The following is a 24,940-nucleotide window of genomic DNA, read 5'->3' on the forward strand; positions in this document are numbered from 1 at the left end:
TTTTGCAAGAAGACGGACCAAGCTGCACGCGTCGACTTTGCTACCGCGAGATTTGCACTTGCAGATTGTCGATGAAGTTTCCAACTGACTGATTGCCTGTCGCTGTGCTGACAGACTCGAAGCCGATCCTCAAAGTATCAACGCCATCAGGAACGACGTAAGAACCCGTGTAGTTGGCCCATGCCTGATTGCCGGTTTCTATCTGTTGCTGGAAGACTTGACTCCCAACGGGACCAATCAAAATATCGGCCGTGTCGACACCAGCTCGTCCACGATGCCAAATCGAGTAGAAAACCACGTCACCGGCAAGCACTTCAAACTCTTGGAAAAGCTGTGCCTTACGGTTGGCATTGATTTCAGCGTGGAAACCACCCGACTGAGATTCAACGCCACCGAATCCGGCTTCCCAAATCTCGATCAGTCCGTCTGTCGCTGTCGTTTGCCAGCCGCCGATGTCATTGTCGCGAAACAGAAATGCAGAAGGACCACGGCCGAATCGGCGAACGGCTTCATCAAAATCGATGTCTTCCTCGAAGTTCGCGTTGAACACAATCGGGTCCAGAATTTCGGGCACTGGCAGTGAATCGAATGTGATGCAATTGTCGGCTTGGCCGACTGTGTCATCATTGGAATCAATAATATCCAGCGCGTCGCCAAAATTCGATCCGACGGTGGCAGCATCGGCTCCCGTGATACCGGTGTAGCTGAAACTCTGATTGGAGTCTTGGACCGCTCCTGACAAATCTGACAACTCGCTAACCATCGCATCGCGAACGGCGGTCAAGCCAGCCAGGATCCCAATCAACGAAATCGTAGCCATTAACACCAATTCAGTGGAGATCACTGAACCCGCCTCGTCACGGCATAGCGTTCGAACGATTGATGTTTGCTGAGTTTTCACGTCAAAGTCTACAGCGTTACAAACAAACTGCGGGGGAATTCCCTCAGACAGAGGACTCATCATTGAAGGCTTTGCAGGTCATAACGATCAGACGCGTTGTACCGAAAATCAATGGCTCGAAGCGACTAGGAGAAGTAATCAGGCAACTTGTTCGCGCGGGAGGGTGAAACGAGACGAGTAGATACCAACGATTCTGGGCTAGTTGCCCGACTTTTGCACCGACCGCCAGTAATCGTCTTTCATCTTCTGGATGTCGATACTCTTGTAGACCCAGACCTTACGCGGCGTGTTCTCGGGCGGCGTCATGACTTGAATCTCGACACAGAAAAGGGGTCAGGCCTCTTTTTTGACAGCTAGTGGTGTAATTGCTACATTTCGGCTTCTTGTCCTTGCTGGAGAAATGCGATGCCCCGTGCTCCTCGCGCTGATGAAGCGGGTGGTCTTTACCATGCCCTGAACCGTGGAAATCTTCGCGCAACTATCTTCCACAAACAAGAGGACTTCGCGGCGTTTGAACGCATCCTGGGCGAGGCTCTTGAGATCCACGATGTCGAGTTGTTCAGCTACGTGTTGATGCCCAACCATTACCACTTGGTGCTTCGGCCCCTGGCCGATGGCGAAATGAGTCGGTTCATGGCCTGGGTCGGAGGTACTCACACGATGCGATACCACGCTCACTATCACACAGGCGGCATGGGGCACGTGTACCAGCAGCGTTACAAGAGCTTTCCGATCCAAGACGACGAGCATTTCCTGACAGTTTGCCGGTACGTTGAACGCAACGCTTTGCGAGCTGGCTTGGTCAAGCACGCGGAGGATTGGCTGTGGTGCTCTTTGTGGCGGTGGCTGCAAGCGAGGCCCCCACAACCTAGTCTCCTATCGTCTTGGCCGATCTCGCGACAATCCAACTGGAAAGCAAAGGTGAATCAGGCCCTAGGTGACAAGGAACTCGAAGCTGTCCGCCGCAGTGCGCAGCGAGGTCGCCCCCTCGGGAATGAAGGCTGGGTCGAGTCGATCGCCAGACGCCTCAACCTAGAGTCGACCATGAGGCCTCGCGGCCGTCCGAAACTGCGATTACCTCGGGGATAAGCGCAAAAAAGAGGCCTGACCCCTTTTTTTCTTTGACCCCTTTTTTTCTTCTTTTTTTCTCAATCAGACTCGTTACACGATTCCTTTAGCAGTCTTGCCTGTCATACTCGGAATAGCCAGCTACATACGTCGCAAACTCCTTACGTCACAAGAGCTGGCTGAAGAAATGCGAGTAGAGTCAAGGCTAATTGGCGAATTGGTTCCGATGATGGCAAGCCTTATGGATGGGCTCGGTGACAGCGAGGGTGTCGTTACCCGAGCGACTATGGAGATGCGTTTAAAACGGATTCAATTCGCCGCAGAGTTCGATTCTGAGAAGAGCCATAAAGCCAGTTTTCTGACTAGCCCACCGATTCGCGTTCTTTTTCGATTTCTCATGCCGTACACGTACGCTAGGGAGGTCGAACGTGAGCACATAACTCAACAGGCCTACGAACAGATGCAAGCGTTGAGAGAGCGGCGTCAAATGGAGCAGCGTAAATTGGAGGAAGGCATTAAGTCAAAGCGAACAACTCGAAAAACCCGCATCCGCCGTAAGTCAAGCTAGACTGATCCCGCAAACGACGGCCAAGATTGGCCAATACGTTCATTAGATGAAAAGACAGATGTTTGGTTCTGTAACCTTCCGAAGTGACAACAAATCACTCAATCACCATTGATTCTCTGCTCGATCGCAGAGAGTCCGTCGATGATTTCGAAAAATGACGGGACGTCGCCGAAGAACATTGGCTGCATGTCGGTGTAGTCGCGTTGCAGTTCTTGGCGACGTGGTTCGGGCGGAATGAGTCTCAGGGATCCCGGCTTCGCCTCCGTATATTTTGCCCATCCTGCACGGAAGTAGATGCGTTTGTGCGTTGCCACTCGTTCAAGTAGATCGAGTCGCTCCAGGGCCTCATCTGCGAATGAGTGGCCGGAAAGTTGAAAGAGATCGTAGAAATGGCGTGACTGTCTCGGACCAAGTTGCTTGTCTGCTGGTCGGTGATGAATCGAATGCAGGATGGTTGCCTTTTCTTAGAACGTGCGGGCGAGGTCCAAGACTCGGACGGTGACTAGGCTGTCGTCCATCAAGTTTGGAAAGACGTCCTTCAAGTAAGGGTGGACTGTTGCCGAATCGACAGGATACGGATCGGCGCGTGCGCCCAGTTCGATCTTGACCGAGGGAGCGAAGTATTGGCTTAGGCCTGTGACGATGGCGGACGGGAACTGAAAACGAGGTGACTGGTTTTCGCGATCGAGCGTGAGCGTCCAATCTGAATGGTCGAGCGATTCGGCGATCGCTTTCTCTAATGTCAGTTGCAGGCGGTCGGCGACAAATGATTCGCAAGCTGACACGAGCCGAGCGATCCGTCGCTCAACTTCTTGGTTGCTGCTTGCTTGCTCAGGTTCGTCCGCACCGCCAAATCCCAAGAACTCGCGTTCAACCGTTACATCGACGTCTTCCGAAAATCGCTCGATGACATTGAACACTTTGGAAAGCGAAGTGCCGCCTTTGAAGGTCAAGTGATCGGCAATCTCCGGAAGCGTGAACAGACGTCTCAAAATCCAGCAGACCCAAAAGTCCTTCTCCATCAACTGGGCACTCAGACGACCATGCTGGATCGCGGCTTGTTCAAAATAGGTTCGTCGCTCTTCGGCAGACTGGTTGGCAAGCGAATCCATGGCTAGGCGTCCTTCTTTGCAAGCTGACGGATAATTTCGCCGATCCAAGCGGGAGCAAGTTTGATGTCGCGAAGCAACGTCTTTCGATCCTCTGGACTCAATCGTCGATCAAGCGTGTCGATCACCTTTTGGTTGACGTGCTTTTGTCCAAGGTAACGCAGTGCTTGAATCACTAACCCGCTGATGCGACCCGCCGCCGCCATGTTCTTCGGCGTCGTCCGTTTGAGCGTGATCGTCTGGTTGCCCACCGTCACTGTTCGCGTTGCACCATCGGTCAAGAATGTGACCTCGGCAGGAACCTGCAACGTGAGGCCAAGAAGGTTAGCAGCGTAGGCACCTGACGGCTGGATTCTCGTTTTGTCTTTCCCTGCCAGCGCCATCGCGATCTGTTCGGGCGTCGGAGTCAGAACACCCAGTTTCGGATGCGATGCCGGATAGTCATACAGCCCCCGCCCCAACCGCCGGATCACACCCTTTTCAGACAGCGTCTGGAGTGCCTTTCTGACGGAGTTTTCGGACCCCAAATCGAAGAAACGGGGTGGTGTGAACACCATTCCCCTCTTTCCCGCGTAAATTCGCTTAACTACTTTGTCTTCAACGGATTGCATGTATGAGAGTGCACCCGTTTTTTCATGAAAACACACATCTTTTCATGAATTTCCTAGCGGGTGGCATGCCCCCTGGTTGATGCTGGGATCGTTGCGTCTTCTTAGGACGCCATCCTTCAATCGCGGTCACGAACCAACATCAAGATCGCATTCCGAACCGCGTCACTAAACATCAAGATCGCATTCCGAACCGCGTCACTGAGCGTCGGCCAACGTCGGACGAGTTCAGCAAGCTGCTCGGCGTCGGACGTGGTTAACACAGATGTCACCGCCGGTGACACCGCCGAATTTGGCAAGTGCTGTTTTTGCTGGGTTTCGCTTGCGTTGTTCGACACCTCTGGGGTGTACCCCCCCAAAGCCAGTAGCTGTTTAATCTGGTCTTTCTTGTTTTGGCACTGAAGCTGCAGCGGCTCTGCTTGCTTGGCGTTCGCTTTGACCTGGGAACCGCTGATCAGCTTGGAAGTGAATCTGTTCGTGTATTCGCTTCGAGTTGGCGGCAATGCGACTATTTGTCTTCTTCGATTTGCTGGCCGATTCTCTCTGATTCCTCGATTCTGCGGGTGAAAAGGCGGGCCGGTTGACGTTTGATGGGGGTTTGCCAAGCTGGAGGTTTTGACTTTCATTGCAGGGGAAACAATATGGGACTGGGGATCGCGTTGAAGGCGTTTTCGGCGGCTCTTTTTAATCGAGAGGCTTCCGAAAGACTGCGGCAGGCTCTGGACGCAAATACGCCGAGTGCGAATCTGCCTGAGCCGAAACCACCGGTTAAAGCCCCCGTGGTGATGGAGCAGATGCCCGCTCCGAAGACTCCGACTCGTAGCGACGCGATTACTTTGCTGTCGACTTTGCAACGGGAAGCTCGGTTGGTGGATCTGATCCAGGAAGACCTATCGAATTTCTCCGATGCCCAGGTCGGCGCTGCGGCGCGGCCTTGTTTGCAAACTTGTGCGTCGACACTCTCGCGTCTATTTGGCTTGGCCGCCGTCAGCGACGCTGGCGAAGGGGCCACCGTTGATCTTAATGACGCGATCACGAACGGCGGATCGCCGGCCCGCTACCAGTGGATTGGCGAAGGCAATTCGACATCGGGCAAACTGGTTCACCAAGGTTGGCAAGCGACTCAAGTCGAGCTGCCGACCTGGACTGGCGCAGACACCGATGCCAACGTAATCGCTCCGGCACAACTGCAGCGTTAAAACGGAGGGCCGATTTCCACCGGCCTTTCGCAGCCATCAAAGACATGCTCGATCACATGCGGCCGAAGACATCGGCTGATTAGATGCCGCCGGTGGGAACCAGGCCAACGAGATTCCCTTTTTTCCTTCAACGACCTTTTCCTAAATGAACGCTCGCTACAGTGTTGGCATTGACCTTGGCACGACCAATTCCGTCGTTGCCTATTCGCCGTTGGATAACCAGGCCGATTTGCGGTTGCTGTCGATTCCTCAATTGATCCAGCCCGGTCAGATTGAATCACGAGACGCACTGCCATCGTTTTTGTATCTCCCGCGGGACAGCGAAGTCGATTCGTTGGAGACGGCCTATGGTCCTGATCCCACCGGGGAATACGCGCGAGCACAGGCAGCTGAGAATCCACAACGCGTCGTGGTGGCCGCCAAGAGCTGGTTGTGTCATTGGACCAACGGCCCCGAAGACGACTCGTTGCCTTGGCAAGCGCCGCCCGAAGTGAACAAGACGTCGGCCTACGAATGCACCGTTCGTTTCTTGACGCACTTGGTCGCCGCATGGGATGAACAGCACACCGACGCTCCGCTAAGAGAACAGCAAGTTGTCTTGACCGTGCCCGCTTCATTTGCGCCCGCCGCGCGAGAGTTGACTCGGCAAGCCGCGGTTGCTGCCGGACTTCCTGCCTCATTTGTTTTATTGGAAGAGCCGCAGGCTGCCGTCTATCGTTGGTTGGCCAACCAAGGTGAACAGTGGCGAGAGACTTTGAAACCGGGCGACGTCTTATTAGTCGTGGACGTCGGTGGCGGAACAACCGACCTGACGCTGGTGACTGTGTCGGAAACCGATGGACAGCTTTCGCTGAAACGATTGGCAGTGGGCGACCACTGTTTACTGGGTGGCGACAACATGGATTTGGCGCTCGCGCACTTCGCCAGTGGCAAATTTGCAGAGCAAGGCCATGAATTGGATCCTTGGCAGAGCACTTCGCTTTGGCATGCGTGCCGAAACGCCAAGGAGTCGTTGCTTTCAGGTGACGGCCCCGAAAGTCAAACCATTTCGGTGCTTGGTCGCGGTAGTTCGCTGATCGGGGGTACGATCAGCGCGGAGCTGACCAAACAGGAAACAAGCAACTTGATCGTGGAGGGATTCTTTCCGAAATGCGATGCGACGGATCGGCCCGTACAGCAAGCCGCATCGGGTTTTCAAGACATCGGATTGCCGTACGAATCGGATGCCGCGATCACGAAACACGTCGCAGCGTTCTTGGCGGACCAAGCGGGCTCTGATCAAGCCAGTGGCCCGCTGCGGCCTTCGCACCTCTTGTTTAACGGCGGCGTATTCCGAAGCGAAACGTTACGGGATCGGATGCAAGAAACCGTTGCCAGTTGGTGCGAAGCGACGCCCCAGATTTTGGGCGGACGGGGAGACTTGAACACCGCCGTCGCGATCGGTGCGGCGTATTATGGATGGAGCAAATCAAATGGTGGGATTCGGATTCGCGGCGGCACTGCGCGTTCTTATTACGTGGGAATCGAGACGGCCGGGTTAGCGATTCCCGGTGTGCCGCGACCGCTTCGGGCGCTGTGCGTTGCATCACGTGGTATGGAAGAGGGAACGGAAGCCGACGTGCCCAGCGCCGAAGTCGGCGTGATGGTTGGCAAGACAGCGCAGTTTCGGTTCTTTTCCTCATCGGTTCGCCCCGACGACGTGGTCGGGAATGCACTGAGCCAATGGACCAAGGAGGAACTGGTGGAAACCGAACCAATCACGATTAGTCTGTCGTCTGAATCGGCAAGCGGCCAGTCGTTTGTGCCGGTCCAATTCGCCAGTCGAATTACCGAACTGGGAATGTTCGAACTGTGGTGCCATTCGACGCGGACGGATGACAAATGGAAAATGGAGTTCAGCACGCGCGACGCATCGTGATGCCATGTGATCAAATGCTCCACGGCCGACGCTGAAGAACCAACCTCGCAGCATTCGACCACACATTTCTGGATCCACTCAATCGACACCACCGTGACCACCACCTCGCCTAACACAACCGACGACGACGAACTGCAACTCTCCCGCTACGTCGTTGGCATTGATTTGGGCACCACCAACTGTGCCCTTTGTTTCATTGACAGCGAAGACGAATCAGCAACGATTCAGAATTTTCGGGTATCGCAGTGGGTCGACATCGGGCAACGAGAACAACGGGAGACGCTGCCGTCGTTTCACTATGAATTGACCGCCAGCGAAACAGACGGCGGGCACCGATTGCCCTGGCAAACGGAGCCGACAAAGTTCAGTGTGGGGGTCTTGGCTCGAGACGCTGGGCAGCGCCATCCCGGACGCCGGTCTGCTTCGGCCAAGAGCTGGTTGTCCCACGATGGCGTCGACCGAACAGCCGATCTGTTGCCGTGGCATGGCGACGCGGATGTGCAGTGCTTGTCGCCGGTAGAAGCTTCATCGCGGTACTTGCGACATTTGCGATCTGCCTGGAACCACGAACATCCCGAACATCCGCTGGAACAACAGGACGTCGTGATCACCTTGCCGGCGTCCTTTGACGAAGTCGCTAGGGAGCTAACCGTTTCTGCCGCCAAGAAAGCGGGGCTGCCGCGGGTTTATTTGATCGAAGAACCCCAAGCGGCATTTTACGCTTGGATCGATCGACAAGGCGACGACTGGCAATCCAAGGTCCAGCCCGGCCAACTGATCTTGGTTTGCGATATTGGGGGCGGCACCACAGACTTGACGTTGATTCGCGTTCGCGCGGCGGGCGACGAAGGATCCCAAATCCAGTTCCACCGCGTCGCCGTGGGGGCCCATTTAATCTTGGGTGGTGACAACTTGGATTTGGCGGTGGCGAAGTTGGCGGAATCAAAGATCGCTGATCAAACGCTGTCGCCATCGCAGTGGGACCGCTTGGTTCAGGTGTCGCGGAGCGTGAAGGAAACGATGTTGTCGGACAACCGGCCCGACACTTACACGATCAATTTGCCGGCCGAAGGATCCAAGTTGGTGGGCGGAAGTCTGCAGATCGAATTGACCGCCGAAGAGATTGACGGCGTGCTGTTGGACGGTTTTTTTCCCGATGTTGCGTTGACAGACGCGGCAGCGTCAGGCGAAAGCGGTTTTCAAGAATTCGGATTGCCCTACGCGGCTGACCCGGCAGTGACGCGGCATTTGGCTGAATTTCTGCATACGCATCGTCGGACTGGACTGGACGAGAACGACGCCCGCAACGAACGAGAAGCGGATCGGCCCGACATGGTGCTGTTCAACGGCGGCGTCATGGCGGCGCCGGCGGTGGGGCGGCGAATTGTCGATTCACTTTCGCGCTGGTTTGCAGTTGGCGACGAAACTTGGAAACCCGACGTGCTGGAGTCGCCACGTTTGGATTTGGCGGTGGCTCGTGGTGCGGCCTACTACGCGATGGTTCGCCGCGGTAGAGGCATCCGGATTGCTGCGAATCTAGGGCATTCCTACTACATGCAAGTCGAAACGGATCCGCCGCGTGGGATCTGTTTGATTCCAGGCAGCGCCGAAGCTGGCCAGCGTTTTCGCGCTGACAGTCATCCCTTGAAACTTCAAATTGGTTCACCGATCCAGTTTCCGTTGTGGGTTAGCAGCACTCGGCTGGCCGATTCGGTGGGCGAATTGATCGACATTGATCGCAAGGAAGCATCACCGCTCCCACCGATTTGCACGGCGCTGGTGATGGGAAAGAAACGTCAAAACGCTGAAATCAATGTCGTGATCGAATCCGAACTTAGCGAGATCGGGACGGTCGGTTTGTACTGCGTTGACGCCGAGACGGGAAAACGCTGGCGGCTGGAGTTTGACATTCGCAGCACGCTAGAGACGGACCGCGATGCCCACGAGGGAATTGGCGAGGCCGCAGGAATCGTCGATTCAGAAACGGTGGCCGAGTGCGCCGGTGCCATCGAATCCGTCTTCGGCGAACCGATTCCAGATCAGCCAATTGGCAAGCCCGCTCGGTTGGTCAAACAACTGCAATCGATCACGGAGATGCATCGTGACAAATGGCCGCCGTCGCTTTTGCGCGAGCAGTGGCAGATTCTGTTCGATCACAATCAGGGCCGTCACAAGTCACCGCAGCATGAATCGCGTTGGCTGAATTTGGTCGGATACTGTTTGCGGCCCGGCTACGGAGTCGCGGTCGATGATTGGCGAGTTGCGAGTGTCTGGAAAGCCGTGCACTCCAAGTTAGCTTTCTCTGCACCAGCATCGCGAACCGAATCGATGATCATGTGGCGACGCATCGCCGGTGGCTTGACCGCGGGTCAACAAGTACAGCTTGCAGATCCTTGGTTAAAAGAACTGCGCACGCAAAAATGGCAATTGGCACCTCATGAAGCGACAGAAGTATGGCGTTTGGCGGGGGCGTTGGAACGATTGACATCCAGCGACAAAGTCGACTTGGGTCGCGCGGCAATCGACGCGGTGGGGAAGCGAAAGAACGAAAAGATTCGCAGCGCTCTGTTGTGGGCAATCGGCCGGATCGGTAGTCGACAACCGATTTATGGTCCTTTGAATGCGACGGTCCCAGCGGGTGACGCGGCCGCATGGTGTGAAAGATTGATCGATTTTGACTGTCAAAATCCAGGTGAAGAAATCGATTCCAAGATGATGTTGGCGATCGTACAACTGGCGCGAAAAACAGGCGACCGTTTCCGCGATTTGCCAACGGAGACTCGCGAAAGAGCGATCGAGCACTTGGTTGATCGCGGAGCTCCAAAGCACAACATTGAACTGCTCCGCAAAGGCGGTAAACTAGAAACCGAAGAAGCCGCGACCATCTTTGGCGATTCGCTGCCGCTAGGCATTCGCCTGGAAAGATGACGGCGTTTGCGGCTTCGATGCCATGCAGATTCAATGCCCGTGCAGGTCCAAACCAGTGCCGCTCACTGGCGGTTTTCCACCCGTGAACGGCACAAAGATTTTACTCCGACTGGGTTCCAAATCCAATCGATTGATTATTCTTGCGGTGCATCGTCGCTAGCTTCACACTCGCGCTGCCGCGGTAGATGGCGATGAAATCATAGTGTTCTTCGTACGGTGTCCATGGTTCCAAAGCGGCGTAATCGTTGTCCATTTTGTCTTGACCAAGGTAGCCAAACGCGTCCCCACTGGGAGCGAATTGCTGCCCAATGCCACCGATCTCCTCGAACTCCACGCGGGCGTAGCCGGTGTTTCGACTCTTGTCCAATTCGTGAACCTGCATCATCCAGTTTCCGCCGACATCAGCAAAGACTTCTTCTTGTCCGATCTGGAAACCGTCCTGATCGTACAAGCGTCCGACGATCTTTGTGCCAGGACGCGCCGAACCACTAAACATAGGGTCGACAGCGAGTTGCCAAATCTCTTTGGTCAGCAATCGGCTGCCAGGTCGTTCGCTGTCCGGGTGACCAAACGGCTTGGAGAAATTGTTGAACCCATCGAACGTAAAGAACTTGATCGGCGTCAGCGTCGGGTCGCCCCACGTGCCCGTATCGCCAGGTTGACCAGGGTTGCTGCTGTGTGGATCGGAACCACTGTCACTGTTGTCAGTGACGCTTGCGACTGGATTGCCAGCGTCGTCAGTGATGGGGTCGCCATTTTCATCGACGGGGTCACCTCCCGCGACGGCTTGATTCTCCAGCACAATTTCGGCCTGTCCTGGAAGTGCTTTGACCAAAACGCTCAAGCGTACAACAATCTGTTCGCCCGGTTGGAGCAGTCCGCTGGCACCATCGAACAATTCAATATCAGACGATCCGTCAAAGTCAGCGTTGAGCGCTGGATCTGTGGTCGCGGTGCTGGACAAGATGATCGGTGCACCGGTGATGCCGACAAAATTGCCGCCGTATTGATCGGCAAAGTCGTCTTGCAGAGTCAAGCTTTCCAGGTCGACCGTGCCTGTGTTTTCCAGCACTAAGTCGATTGTCAGAGTGGCCTGCAAACCGTTCATTTCGACGTTGACAATTTGTTTTCCAGTGCCGATGTCAGGAATTTGCAGCGGAGTCGGATCCTCCGTGCCGCCCGAATCGCCTGGTTCGTCTGGGTTGTCGCTCGTCGCATTTTTGCCACTGTCCGACGTGTCACGAACAATGACGCTGGGGTTGGCGGGATCGGTCGCGACGATCGCCGACTGGTTATTTAGCGGCTGCGCGGTGCCACCTGCGTCCGGGTCCACGATGACATTGAACGTCACAACGAATTCGTCGCCGGGGCGAAGACTACCGCCGGCAAGCATGTTCAAAGAAGTGTCATTGGTCCATGCTGCATTGATTGATGGCGGGCTGCCACTGGTGATTCCGCTGACATCAATTTGCGGCAGATCAACACTGACAAAGGCCGTTCCAAACGATGTCGCGATGTCTTCGGTTAGATCCAAGTTCGTCAAATCGGTCACGCCAACGTTGCGAATGACCAAGGTGACGGGAACCGACCACTCTTGATAGTTGGGTCCCGCTGGCACCGGATCGCCGTGGTTTTTAGCGATCGCCACACCCGGCGGTAACGTCGGGTCGTCTTCGCCACCCGTGTCACCGGTCTGGCCCGGGTTGTTTCCTTCCGGATCGACGCCTGTGTCGGACGGATCCGTCACCGTCAATGTACCATCGTTACCGCCTGAGACGGCTTGATTGTTGGACGTCGCCGTCAGTTGATCCACATCCAGTGCCAAGGTGTACTGGACGACGATCTCTTCGCCTGGTTTGAGCAATCCACTTGTGCCGTCAAAGATGCTAATGTTTCCGCTGCCGCCCAGGTTGCCATCGTAAGAAGCATCCAAGACTGGATCGATAGTCGCCGACGATGCGATGATGATCGGCTGGGAAACCATGCCAACGAACGATGGCCCTAACAGGGTTTGCAGATCATCAACCAGCGTCAAGTTCGTCAAGTCGGTACTGCCCAAGTTGCGAACGCGTAGTTCGTAGACGAGATCCAAGTCACCGGCCCCCGAAGCCGGGCTGGAACTGACGATGCGTTTTGCGGCTCCGATGTCGCTGAACGAAATCACCGTGGGGTCATCGGGGTTGTTGTCGTCGTCGCCGTTGGTCGATGCGTCCCCGTCGACATTGGTGGAATCGTTGACATCATCCGACTGGTCGCTGACGGTCGCACCACTGGTTGGGTCCACACCGGACATGTCGGCTTGGTTGACCAAGTCTCCGTTGGTGTAGATTGCTCCCGCAGCATTCGGATCCAGTTCAACGGTCACGCTGACTTCAAAACTTTGTCCGGCAGTGAAAGATCCGCTTCCGTCAAACATATTCTCAGACGCACCGCCGGTGTAGGACGCGTTGGCGCCCGGTGCCGTGGCAGCATCGACATTGTTGATCAAAACCGAACCCGGAATGATCCGCACAAACGCGTTGCCGAACTGGGCGGCCCAGTCGTCGGTCAGCCGAAGGTTTTCCAACATCGTTGTACCCGTGTTGGTCACCGTGAACTTGTACGTCACGTCATAGTTGGCAAACACGCCACTTGAAGCCGCCACCGCTGCACCGTCGATGACTTTGTGCAAAGTGATATTCGGGATGCGAATCAAGTTCGGGTCATCAGGATTATTGTCACCACCTGGTGTCGCCGATTCATCGACATTGTCTGGATTGGCTGGATCGTCGGATAAGTCATCGACGCTGGCAGCGGAGTTTTGGCCCGTCGCGGAGACTTCGGCTTGGTTTTCCAGGTTTCCGTCGATGTAGATTGCATCGGTGGCATCCGGGTCAACTTCGATCACGACTCGCACGGTAACCGACTGACTGATATCGAGGAACGCGGCGGAAGAGTCAAAGATTTCGTCGTCGGAGAATCCACCATCGAAACTGCCGTTGATGCCCGGATCGTCCGTCGCTGTCGAAGCAACGATGAGCGGCGTGCCAACGATGTCGATGAAAGCGCTGCCGTACTGCGAACGCAAATCTTCCAGCAACGAAATGGTATGCAGTGGATCGTTGCCGGTGTTGGTGATTGTCAAATCGTAGGTGATGTCAAAGTTGCCTTCGATCAGACTACTTGCTGGCACTGGCTCGCCCGACGGTGTCTTTTCTAGCGTGATATCGGGAATAATCAGTGCTGTAGGGTCGTCCGGTTCGCCGTCGTTGGTCGTGTCGTTGTCACTGGTGTCTGCCGGGTCATCGGAAAGGTCGACCACGACCAATCCATCCGGGTCTTCGCCACTGACTTGAGCTTGGTTTTCCAAGTCCTGATTACTGTCCCCCGTGATTCCATCGTAAGTCGCACCGGCGTTGTCCGGATCAATCTCGACGATGACTTGGACGGTAACGGATTGACCAACGAGCAACTGATTGCTGTTCGTGCCCGAGTTGTTAAACATTTCGGAGACAGCGTCGCCGTCGTACGCCGTGTTGATTTCCGGATCATCCGACGCAGTGCTCGCCGTGATCACAACGGGTGAACCCGACTGGGGTACCAAGCGAACAAACGCACCCCCGAATTGTGCTGCAAAATCGTCGGACAGTTTCAACGCAGAGAGCGGTGACTGGCCGTCGTTGGTGATCGTGAACTGGTAGGTCACGTCAAAGTGGCCCTGAGTCCCACTGACCGCCGGAACAGGCGATCCGACGATGCTCTTTTGCAATTGAATATCAGGAACCGCTAATACCGTCGGGTCATTGGCGTCTCCAGTTGGATCGGTGGGATCATCGGAGACATCAGTGACAAGGGTGTTGCTCGGATCGGCTGGATCTTCGCCGGCGACGGTGGCCAGATTTTCTAAATCATTGGTACCATCGGCGGTAACTGAATCGTAGCTCGCACCGGCATTGTCCGGGTCGATTTCGACCAGCAATCGCACGGTGATGGATTCGCCTGCAGCCAACAAACTGGTGTTGGCACCTGAACTGTCAAAGAGCTGGTCGTTTCCAGTGGTCAGTCCGCCGTCGTAGCTTGCGTTCAGTTCAGGAGCATCGGTCGCAGTACCCAGGATCGTCGCGACTTGTCCGGACTGCGGAACAATTTGAACGAAGGCTCCGCCGAACTGGGATGAAAGATTCTCGACCAGCGAAAGTTCTTCCAATGGCGTCGTGCCGCTATTGACGATTGTCAAATCGTAGAACACGTCCATGTTGCCCGGGGTGCCGCTGGCCGCGTTGCTGGGGGCACCAAACTTTTGTTTCAAAAGAGTGATGTCCGGGATTCTTATGACGTTAGGGTCATCTGGATTGTTGTCGTCGTCGGCGGTCGTTGACGGATCGCCATCATCGTTTGCCGTGTCCGCCGGATCGTCCGAAAGATCTTCGGTCGTTTGGCCTGTGCCGACACCGGTGCCGGCCACGCTGGCCTGATTTTCCAGTCCGTCATCGACAAGGATTGCGCCGGGAGCGTTCGGATCGACTTCGATGACGATCCGAACCGTGACGCTTTCGCCCGTTCGCAGCAGATTGGCATTGGGAGCTGAGTTGTCGAACAACTGAGCATCGGTCGCACCACCATCGTACGCCGCATTGATCTCGGGAACATCATTGGCTGTCGACGACACGATGGTCGCTTGCGTGCCCGATTGAGACACGATGCCAACGAACGCACCGCCATACTGTGCGGCCAAGTTTTCGACTAACGATAGGTTCCGTAGTGATTCACTTCCCGTGTTGGTGATCGTCAGATCGTAGGTCAGGTCAAAATTGCCAGCAGTGGCTGATGACGCGGGCACGGGACCGCCGACGGCGGCTTTTTCCAAGGTGATGTCTTGAATGATCAAGCCGGTTGGATCGTCCGGATCGTTGTCGATGTCGGTAGGGTCTTCGCTGTTGGACGGATCATTCGTGTCGTCCGAAACGTCGGTCACATTGCCGCTGTATTGAGCATTTCCGCCGGCAGTGGCACTGTTTTCCAAGTCGCCGTTGCCGTCGCCTGTAACGCTATCGTAAACCGCACCCGCATTGTCCGGATCGACTTCGACGACCAGCACAATGGTAAACACCTGACCTGATTCAAGGCGGTCGGCAGGATCACCAATCAGCATATCACTGGCTGCGGTGCCGTCGTAACTGTTGTTTACAGCAGGCGCTGTCGTCGCAGTGGAACCAGCCAACATCGAAATACTGACAACGGATTCCAACGCGCCACCAAACTGCGAATCGATGTCATCAAACAGCGTCAAATTGCTCAGCGTTTCACTGCCGGTATTGGCAACCACCAGATGATAAGTGACATCGAAATTGCCCGGCGTTCCACTGATTGACGGAACGGGACTTCCGATGATGTCCTTGGTCAACGTGATGTCGGCAATCCCAAGCGGGGTTGGATCTTCGAAATCCCCATCATTGTCGGTGTCGATGTTACTGACGTCGTTTGTATCGTCGGAATTGTCATCGACAGTGACCGACGGCCCGGTGGTCGGCGTGTACGTACCTTCGGCGCTGGCGACATTCTCCAGTCGTCCATCGACTAGTTTGGCTGGATCGGCGTCGGGATCCACTTCGACTGTCACGAGCACGACGACGCTTTGTCCAGGATCGATGGCCCCCAGTCCGTCAAGCAGGTTGTCGGTGGCCAGTCCGTTGTAAGCGGCGTTGCCACTGATGCCAGATGTTGCCGGAGCAATGACGTCATCGGACAGATCAACGTCAACAATGCGTACAAACCCGTCGCCAAATTGCCCGGCCCAATCGTCGGCAATCGTGGGGCTCGTCAGCATGACGGTGCCACTGTTGGTGTAAGTGAATTGATAGACAGCATCAATGTTGCCGGCAATTCCGCTGGTGGCCAAGGACTGGCTGACCAAAGACTTCTCCAAGACGATCTCAGGGATAACCAACGGCGTAGGCAGGTCATTATCGGGCGTTTCGGAAATCGGGTTACCAGTGTCGCCGGACTGGTCGGTCACAATGACAGGGTTGCCGTCATAGTTGGTGCCTTCACCGCTGACATTGGCTTGGTTTTCGTTGAACTGCGAAAGCCCATCGACTTCATCAGGATCCACAACGACGTTAAAACTGAACGTAAACTGCTCGTTGGACTTCAGTTCATTCGGGACCGTGGTGTCGATCACGCCAATGGCGGTGTCGCTTGAATCCCAGTTCGTATTGAGCGTTGGCAGCGTGCCCGTGAACGGTCCAGTCGCTGTGATCGACATACTGTCAACGCTCACAAACGCGTTGCCAAAGAGGGCGGCGACGTCTTCGATCAACGTCACGTTGGTTAGGTCGACGTTGCCGCTGTTGGCAACGACGATTGTGACGGGAACGATGTAGTTGCCGGTGCCATCAATCGTTTTAATAGCCGTGCCATGTGTTTTGCCCGCGCGGATCTGGGGCACTTGAAAGGGCGTCGGATCGTCATCCGTGCCGTTGCCATTATCGCTGTTGGGATTGGTACCTGCATCGGAATTGTCACTGGCGGTTGTCCCACCTGGGCCATCAGCGGTCGCGACGACGGTGTTGGTAAAGTCGCCTGCACCTGTGGTGTCGCCACCATCGGGGAGAGTGGTATCGACTTCGATCGTGAACATCAATGTAAAGCCATCACCTGGTTTCAGCAGGCCGCTGCCAGTGGTCAACTGAGTATTGCCTGGACCAGCAAGACCGCCATCCCAAGACGCATTGACAACCGGAACGCTGGCACCGCTCGACAGATCGCTCGCGACCAAGGTGGGAGCTGAGATCACCGCGTCGAATCCATGACCGAATTCTGCCACCATGTCTTCGGTGACGACGATGTTTGTCAAATCGTTGGTGCCCGTATTTTCAACGACCACGACGTACACCACTTCAAACTTGCCGGTGCCAATCGGTGTGACGCTTTCGACTTGTTTGGCAACACCGATATCACTCAGATATACGCCGGTCGGGTCATCTGGGTTGTGATCGCCGTCGGGATCATTGTTGTCAAAGTCAGTCGGATCGTCCGAAGCGTCATCCACGGTGGTGCCAGGACTGGATGGATCTTCCGCCGACGTTGTCGCTTGGTTGAACAGGCCTGCAGCGCTGGAGCCCAGTGCGTCCGGGTCCAAGTTGACAGTGACCGAGATCGTGAACGAATCATTGACGTTCATCGACCCCGTTCCGTCAAGCATGTCTTGAGTCGGGTCGGCAAACCAAGCCGCATTGAGTGCCGGAGGATCGCCAGTCGTCAGGCCGCCGGTGTTTAGCGTCACGCCAAGTGTGCTTTGCCAAGCGGTCCCAAAATTGCTGCTGCTACTGACGTCATCCAGCACGGACAATTGATCCAGCACGGTGGTGCCCGTGTTTTCGACCGTCAAGTCAAACGTCACGTTCCATGTGCCGTCGGCTTGCTTGGCAGGTGGCGTCGAGGTGGAAATGGCCTTGACCAAGTTGACGTCGGCTATGCGCAGCACCGTCGGATCGTCGGGGTCACCGTTTCCGTCCGTGTCGCTGTCCGAACTATCAGTGGAATCATCCGACGTATCGGAGACGGGCACGCCTGCGGGATCGGTCCCGGTAGCGATGGCGCTATTGACCAACGAACCGGCATTCAGATTTGCTGTCACATCGTTCGGATCGACTTCGACGGTCACAAGAATGGTCACCGACTCGTTGACCGCCAACGTGCCCAAACCATCCAGCAAATTTTCTAATGCACCGCCGGTGTAATTGCTGTTGCCGCCGATGCCGCTGCCGCTGGGCACGGTCGTATCGTCGGAAAGATCAATATCCACGATGCCTTTGAACGCACCGCCAAACTGAGTCGCCCAGTCATCGGTGATGGTGGGATTGGTGAGTGCCAGTTGGCCGTTGTTCGTCAGCACCAGTTGATAAGTGACGTCAAAGTTGCCGTTCACACCGCTGGCTGAAGGAACGGGGACTCCAACAACCGTTTTCTCCAGCTGGATGCGGGGAATTCCCAAAACGGTCGGATCGTCAGGGTCGTTGTCGGCGTTGTTGTTTGTATTCGCACTGTCGGCCGGATCATCGGAATCATCAACCACGGGCGTGTTAGACACGTCGAACGGATCGATCGCAGAGACCGTCGCTTGGTTTTCCAGGTCCCCCGAACCGTCACCCGTCACGCTGTCGTAGTTTGCCGACGCGTTGTCTGGATCGATTTCGACAATGATCCGAACGGTGACACTCTGGCCAACTTGAAGCAAGCTGACGCCGAGGGGATCAAACAGATTGGCGTCGGTTGCCCCGCCGTCGTAGGCGGTATTGATTTCCGGATCGTCGTCCGCCGTCGACGAAACAATACTGGCCACGTTGCCCGACTGAAGCACGATTCCTTCAAAGGCGCCGCCAAAGTGCGTATCGAGGTCTTCCACCAAACTCAGTCGATCTAGTGGAGTCGACCCGGTGTTGGTGATCGTTAGATCGTAGGTCACGTCTTTGTTGCCAACCGTACCGCTAATTGCGATCGCTTGCGACACAATGGTTTTGTTCAACGTGATATTGGGAATACGGATGGCCGTTGGGTCATCCGGGTCACTGTCGTCGCCGAACTCCGCTTCGGTCGAATCATTGGGATCGTCGGACGTATCACTAACGACGGTTCCATCGACAGGATCGATAGCCGAGATCGAAGCATGGTTTTCTAGATCACCCGTGCTGCTGGTCGTGATGCCATCGTAAATCGCCGCCGGATTGTCAGGGTCAATTTCGACCGTGATCTCGACCGTTACACTTTGGCCGACTTCCAACAAGTTGGTATTGGCGGTGCGAATCGTAAAATTGCTTACCGTCAGCTCAGTCCCGGTGTTGGTGTAGTCTGCCAGAATCAACGCAGAAATCGAATGAGTCCCTGGTCGAAACTGTGTCTTGTTGTAAAGTGCGGACGTGTTGACGGAACCACCGAACGGGGCCGTCAATGTCGTTGACGTTTCGGGAATGTGATCGTATCCAGCCAACGTGTACTGATACGAGCCGCCGGATCGCCCGTTGCCAACGGCATCGCCCGCACTGAGTGTCGGCCCCGTCCAAGGATCGCGTAATGTGATCACGTTGCCGCTGATGGCCCCGGCATCCCACAAATTGGCTCGATAGTTGCGAGTGTACGTGTAGTCGTCATAGACATGTCCGGTGCTGTCGGCGTATCCGTACCACTGCAAGGTGCGTTGATGTGCCGTCCCGCCGTCAAGCCAGCCCGTTGCATCGTTGAGCGTGATGGTTGTGTCGCCCGGTTTCAGTTCGACCGCGAGGGTGGTTTCGGCCGCCCCGGGGTTCCGCATGAAGTGATAGGGCGAGATCCGGTTTCCGTCGATGTCGTAAGATGCGACGCCGATGTAGTGGCGTGAAGCAGGATCAAAATTCCCGCCCGCTCCGTCGCCCGCGAAAGCGTCGACGCTAAGGTCATAGGATTGTTCGGGGTTGATCACAAAACGCTGATCGCCAATGACGGTTCTTTTGGCAGTCGTATTGCTTTCGTTGCTCCCGCCAAACGTAATCGGATAGTCGGGGTCAGGCACATTGGCAAACACGTCCGAATTGGTCGCGCCACCATCGTATAAGTAGTTCGGATCAGGGTCGTCGGTCGCATCGGACGACGTAATTTTGGGGCCGTCGACGATGCCGACAAACGCTCCACCCAAGTTCGCTGCAAAATCTTCTGTTAAGGCGATCTTGTCCAAGTCCGTCGTACCGGTGTTGGTGACCGTAAACTGGTACGTGACGTCGTAGTTGCCTTCGGTTCCGCTGGCCGCGTGAGTGGGAGACCCGACAACTTCTTTTTGCAAATCGATGGTTGGCAAGATCAGCGGAGTCGGGTCGTCCACGCCGCCGGCGCCATCGTCCCCGCGGTAGTCCGCGTTGTCGCCATCAGGGTCATCCCCATCATCCGACAGATCGCTAACAAGCGTTCCGCCGGGGCCTCCCGTTGCGCCGCCGGCTTCGACTTGGTTGGTTGTATTCGCCGGGTCGACCAGCAATAACGGATCAACCGCAACGGTGTAGGTGACGGTGATGCGGTCGTTGGGTTTCAGCAGTCCCGTGAAACCGTCAAAGATTCCCGCGTCGCCGGTACCGCCTAAATTTCCATCGAACGAACCGTTGATCGTTGGCAGAGAACCACCTGTCGAAATCGTGCTCGACAGAATCGCCGGGCCGGTCACCACGCCCTGATACCCGGGGCCAAAGGCAGCGAAGATATCTTCGGTCAGAGTTAGATCTGCCAAATCAAACACGCTGGTGTTCATCAGTTCAACTTCGTAGGTCACGTTGAAGTGAGCTGGATTGGTCGTGCTGCGAACGGCATCAGTTTGCTCTTTGGAAACGGAAATTTCCGACACGAACGTAACCGACGCATCATCGCTGTCACTATCAGTTTGGGCAAACTGATCAATGACGTCGACGGAGGCACTGTTCGTGTACGAAGTCGCGTCAACAGTGCTTGTGGTAAACGTCACATACTGCGTTTGACCGGCAGCAACATTGACCGTCCACGTCGTCGGAAAACCACTGATGTCACCCAACGTGGTGCTGGCTGAACCTGCGACATAAGACAACCCAGCCGGGATGACATCGTCGACCGAGGCAACAACATCGGCAGTACCGGTGTTGACCAATTTCAGACGCCAGGTCACTTCGTTGGTGTCGTCGAACGTTGCGGTTTCTCCCCAATGCGAATCATTCAGCGGATCGCAATTCACGCCCGTTTCATCCAAACACGTTTCTTTTTCGATCTCGATCTCAGGTGCAACAACCACCGCCGTCGCGGGCGGCGACTGAACGGGCAGCGGCAGCACGCCTTCGGCCGTACGCGCGGTCAATTTGTTGGTATAGGTGTCACTCGGAATCCCAGAATTGCCCTGCGTCTGCAGATGCAGCAACCAAGTTTCACTGGAACCCTGAGGCAGATGCGGTGTCGCAGCGGGCAGGCGATAAGAAGGGTCCGAGACAAAACGCAGCCCCGTGATTTGATCCATCGTAGGTGCACCGACCACGTTGTTCTTGACGTCGTCCAACGTGTACTGCCAAATGCCGGTCCCCGGCGAAACGTACCAGGTCGACGAACCTTCCACGCCCGGATCACTGTAGCCATCATTCGGCGTGTCATCTTGGTCGTCTAAAACACTGCCAGCCACGGTGGTGACGTAGACATTAATGTCCGAGGACAAATTCGACACATCGACATTGGTGTACGATCCACCGAATGACGAACCGTTGTCGTCGGCGTTGTAAGGCAGGATATCGATCGCATCAAACCAAGGAATCACTTTGTCGTCGGAAATGTTGGCGACGCCGAGTTCAAAGACGACAGTTCCGTCTTCGGGGATCAATGGCGTGACAACTTGTTTTCCCGTTGCCATCGCAGCGACTTGGACGGCCACTAAACCGGCTTGTGAATCTCGCCAGCCTTCCGGGGAAATGTCCGACGGGGAGTCGATGACTGCGGTGTTTTCCCACGTCTCTCCGTTGGTCGCGTCGAATGGAATCAACACGTCAAATGTGATCACGGGCAATGTCGTGTTCAGCGGCACATCGCCGAAACCCACTCGAATTCCCGACGCGCCATAAGCCCAAGTGGAACTCCAAACAGTGCCGTCGAAATATTCAACCGCTTCGATGATTTGAATCGATCCATCCCCGGCGACGAATGTGTCTCCGGCTGCGACATTAGCGCTGCCACCAACGACCGACAGGCCAGCGGGCAAGATGTCGGTCACCCAGACATCGTCTGCCGGATCTCCGTTATCTGGGCCAGGAACTGTGACGGTGCTTTCGAGCTGGATCTTGGCCGAACTGCCTGCCAAAAACAGGTTCCCCGAGCCGATGTCAACGACGGTTTTGTCAACGCGAACTTGCGCGGTGACCAGGGTCAGGCGGTCACCACGGTATAAGTCACTTGAACTGCCTTCGGTGAACCAAGAGTTGTCTGACGGATCGTATTCACTGGTACGCCAGTCGTTATTGGGGTCGGCGTCATCGCGCAAGTACCCGACACTGGAGGCAAGAAAGTTTGCAATGATCGTTCCGTCCGGATTGTTGGCCAAGTCCAACGTGGATGGACCAGTCGTTTCGAGCGAAACAAAACCTCGCATCACGCCTCCGGGACGAAGCGGACCGAGCATTTTGAAGCGAAACTTGGTAATGGCATCGCTGACACCGGAATCGGGATCGGCGGTGCCACCCAAGCTGGCAATGTCCGTTGGATCAGTCGTCCAAACCGTAGACGTCTGGTCGTCGGCCAGGGTCGCGTCACCCATGGAATTCCAATCGGTCCAACCGCCGGCAGCGCCATCGACGCCTCCGGTTCCGAACTCGACAACATAATCAACGCCTTCTTGAAGCCATTCCGCTGGACCACCACCACTGAGGTAGGCGCGTGACCATTGGTGATTGGAACGGTTTGCGCCCGCGTAGTCTGAGATCGGCGCTATCTTGGTCGCCGTGTTGTCAAACTTGTCCCCAAATATGACACCGTCAAGTTCTAAGATGCCACCGTTTTGCCCAGAGTGAACACTCGCGTCGTACTGGTGACCAATCGACGTCACAGCGTCTCCGGCATGCCAGTACGTTCCCGTCTGCACCCATTTCCATTGACCATATTCAAAGTTCCGTTTGCCGGACCCGCCCAGGCTGGTGGTCTGTACCGTATGCGTGTATGAGTTATTGGATTCGTCTTCGATGCCCGAACCAAAATTATTGGTGGCACCAAAGAGATCGTCGGGGTCGAAGTTCGTGATCTTGGGAGTGATTTTCAAAACACCGTCGTCGCTGGTCCCCAGAACACCGTCTTCGCCGGGTGCAATGTCATCGACGGGTACCCAGACGTGCACGATGCCCGATCCAAACCAATTATCGCCAGCAGGAATAGTTCCACCGCCCGCGGAGTAGTCAGGAAAATGGCTGCCCGTCGTATCAGCTCCCACCACCTGCGTCGTAAAGATGGCCCCTGCGGCAGTCGACGTCGTTCCGGTGATCGTCCATTCGCCCGAATCAGGGGTCGATTTTTCCTCTGACCACGTCGTGCTGGTGGGATGCTCTTGCGTTCGACCGGCCGGACGTCCCGAGTGCGACCAAGCGGTTGACGTGGTCGCGTTCCATTCGTAGTTGCGTCCAATGCCATCGTGTGAATCAAGTTCCCCGATCAGCGGCCCCCAGGAAAAGACTTGAGCGTTAGGCGTCACATCGGTCAGATCAATATCGAACGTGTACGGGTCTTGAATCGGCGCGGATCCTTTGACACCGTCGGCGCCAGTCCGAGTCGGGTGGGCACCAAAAATCCCAATGCCGTACGAGTAAACGACTCCGTCGATATTCCCGGTCGCATCGGTGTAGGCGCCGCGAAAGGTCGGGTTGAGCAGTCGGATGTCCATGTTGGCAGCCGACGAGATGGTGAAATCAATATCATCGTCGGTGATCAAAGACGTGGCGTTTTCGTCGGAGTTACCGTGAAAAACGATGTCATTGACTTGGGTTCCGTTCTCCACTCCCAACGCTCTTGCCACCACCGTCACATTGCTGGAAATCGTTCCGGAGATGTCCGGCAAGTACATTTTCATGTGCCGCGAATCACCACCAAGCGTGACTCCGTCGGAATCGTAAATCCCCGATCGCGAATCCAGTGCGGCTTGAGCCGGCAGCGCGTCAAACACCATGCCCTCTGGCAACGTTACTTCAAAGTAAGGGTTCGTAGCACCGTTGGAGTCCGTGTTGTAGAAAAGGTCAATCGTCACGATATCGTGTGACCGCACGATCCCGTTCAGCGATCCCGAGTCGTTTCCCGCCGAATCGTCGGCGTCAAAGGAAGGTGTTCCATCAGCTACGACGACCGCAGTGATATCCAAAAATTCGAGGGTGCCCATGAAGGCACCGCGAGCCGCATCACCAATCACTACTTTGGCCTGGATCGCACCGGTGGCGTATTCCAATTCCCAGTCGCCGCCAAGTGTGGCATGTCCGGTCGTGTCGTCGGACGCTGCCACGTCGGCGCGAGTCAGCAATGCGAACGTGTCGATAAACTCTTGGCCGTTTTGACCGCCCGCCAAATCGCAACCATAAATTAAGATGTCTGCATCGGAACCTAACGACGCGCCGATGCGATCCAGCGTATCGGCGTAAAGCCCATTTAGCTGCTCGGTCGTGACTTGAGTATTCCCAAGTGCGATGCGTCCTTCGTCACCGTGTGAGAGGATATGAATCGCTTCGATTTCGGTCCGCCCGCTCACGTGATTGGCGATCTCAGTGAGACCGTTGGTGGTGGGATCCAAAAAAACCAGTTCGAACTCGTCGGTCTGCTGATTCAGATCGGCCAGCAAAACATCAAGATCTTCAACACCTGTATCGATAAAAACGATCTCGGACGCTGATGATGCGGCACGAGCACCCGCGACCGTACCAATCCGTTCTATTTCGTCGTCAATGTTCTGAATCACGTTCACCGATTCAAAACCGGCAGCGTCCGTCACATCAGCGGCGGGTTGAGCGTCGATGTCATCCACGACAGCATCAAACAGGACGCGGTCTTCCATCTGCTCCCAAAGCCGGCGGCGGGAGAGCAATGATTGATAGATCGTCTTGATTGTGTTTCGTTTTTTCATTTCAATGACCTCAACCTGGCTTTCGAGCCCTCGTCGACGGTC

Annotated in this window: 8 protein-coding genes and 1 pseudogene; 4 read left to right on the forward strand and 5 right to left on the reverse strand. The window is 55.6% G+C overall.

Annotated elements, in window-relative coordinates; translation table 11 throughout:
* Positions 1-40: 40 nt before the first annotated feature.
* A complete protein-coding gene (locus K239x_RS28935; RefSeq protein WP_419189337.1) occupies positions 41-820 on the reverse strand; it encodes a hypothetical protein in 780 nt (259 codons plus the stop codon).
* A gap of 486 nt (positions 821-1,306) precedes the next feature.
* Here K239x_RS28935 and K239x_RS24045 point away from each other — a divergent pair, with 486 nt between their 5' ends.
* On the forward strand, positions 1,307-1,990 hold the full coding sequence (locus K239x_RS24045; RefSeq protein WP_145420873.1) for a transposase: 684 nt from the start codon (positions 1,307-1,309) through the stop codon (positions 1,988-1,990).
* 645 nt (positions 1,991-2,635) lie between these two features.
* Here K239x_RS24045 and K239x_RS28940 read toward each other — a convergent pair.
* The 3 genes and pseudogenes from K239x_RS28940 to K239x_RS24065 all read right to left on the reverse strand — a co-directional run bounded on the left by K239x_RS28940 (position 2,636) and on the right by K239x_RS24065 (position 4,757).
* Positions 2,636-3,649: pseudogene (locus K239x_RS28940) on the reverse strand (nucleotidyl transferase AbiEii/AbiGii toxin family protein).
* Positions 3,650-3,651: 2 nt separating this feature from the next.
* Positions 3,652-4,203, reverse strand: coding sequence for a DUF6088 family protein (locus K239x_RS24060; RefSeq protein WP_419189338.1), 552 nt, complete (start codon positions 4,201-4,203; stop codon positions 3,652-3,654).
* Positions 4,204-4,373: 170 nt separating this feature from the next.
* Positions 4,374-4,757 (reverse strand): hypothetical protein, encoded by a 384-nt coding sequence (locus tag K239x_RS24065; RefSeq protein ID WP_145420877.1) that lies wholly within the window; start codon positions 4,755-4,757, stop codon positions 4,374-4,376.
* A 138-nt stretch (positions 4,758-4,895) separates the two neighbouring features.
* Between K239x_RS24065 and K239x_RS24070 the strand changes: the two genes are divergently transcribed.
* The 3 genes from K239x_RS24070 to K239x_RS24080 all read left to right on the forward strand — a co-directional run bounded on the left by K239x_RS24070 (position 4,896) and on the right by K239x_RS24080 (position 10,299).
* Entirely contained in the window at positions 4,896-5,453 is a 558-nt protein-coding gene (locus tag K239x_RS24070; protein ID WP_145420878.1) for a DUF2760 domain-containing protein, read from the forward strand.
* A 145-nt stretch (positions 5,454-5,598) separates the two neighbouring features.
* Entirely contained in the window at positions 5,599-7,371 is a 1,773-nt protein-coding gene (locus K239x_RS24075; RefSeq protein WP_145420879.1) for an Hsp70 family protein, read from the forward strand.
* Positions 7,372-7,464: 93 nt separating this feature from the next.
* On the forward strand, positions 7,465-10,299 hold the full coding sequence (locus K239x_RS24080) for a hsp70 family protein (protein WP_419189339.1): 2,835 nt from the start codon (positions 7,465-7,467) through the stop codon (positions 10,297-10,299).
* Positions 10,300-10,399: 100 nt separating this feature from the next.
* On the opposite strand, the gene K239x_RS24085 is transcribed toward K239x_RS24080, so the two are convergent.
* Complete coding sequence (locus tag K239x_RS24085; protein WP_145420880.1) at positions 10,400-24,898, reverse strand: DUF4347 domain-containing protein; 14,499 nt, start codon at positions 24,896-24,898, stop codon at positions 10,400-10,402.
* Positions 24,899-24,940: the final 42 nt, after the last annotated feature.

Origin of the sequence: Stieleria marina (assembly GCA_007741555.1) — a bacterium.
In the GTDB taxonomy this organism is placed as follows: Bacteria; Planctomycetota; Planctomycetia; order Pirellulales; family Pirellulaceae; genus K23-9.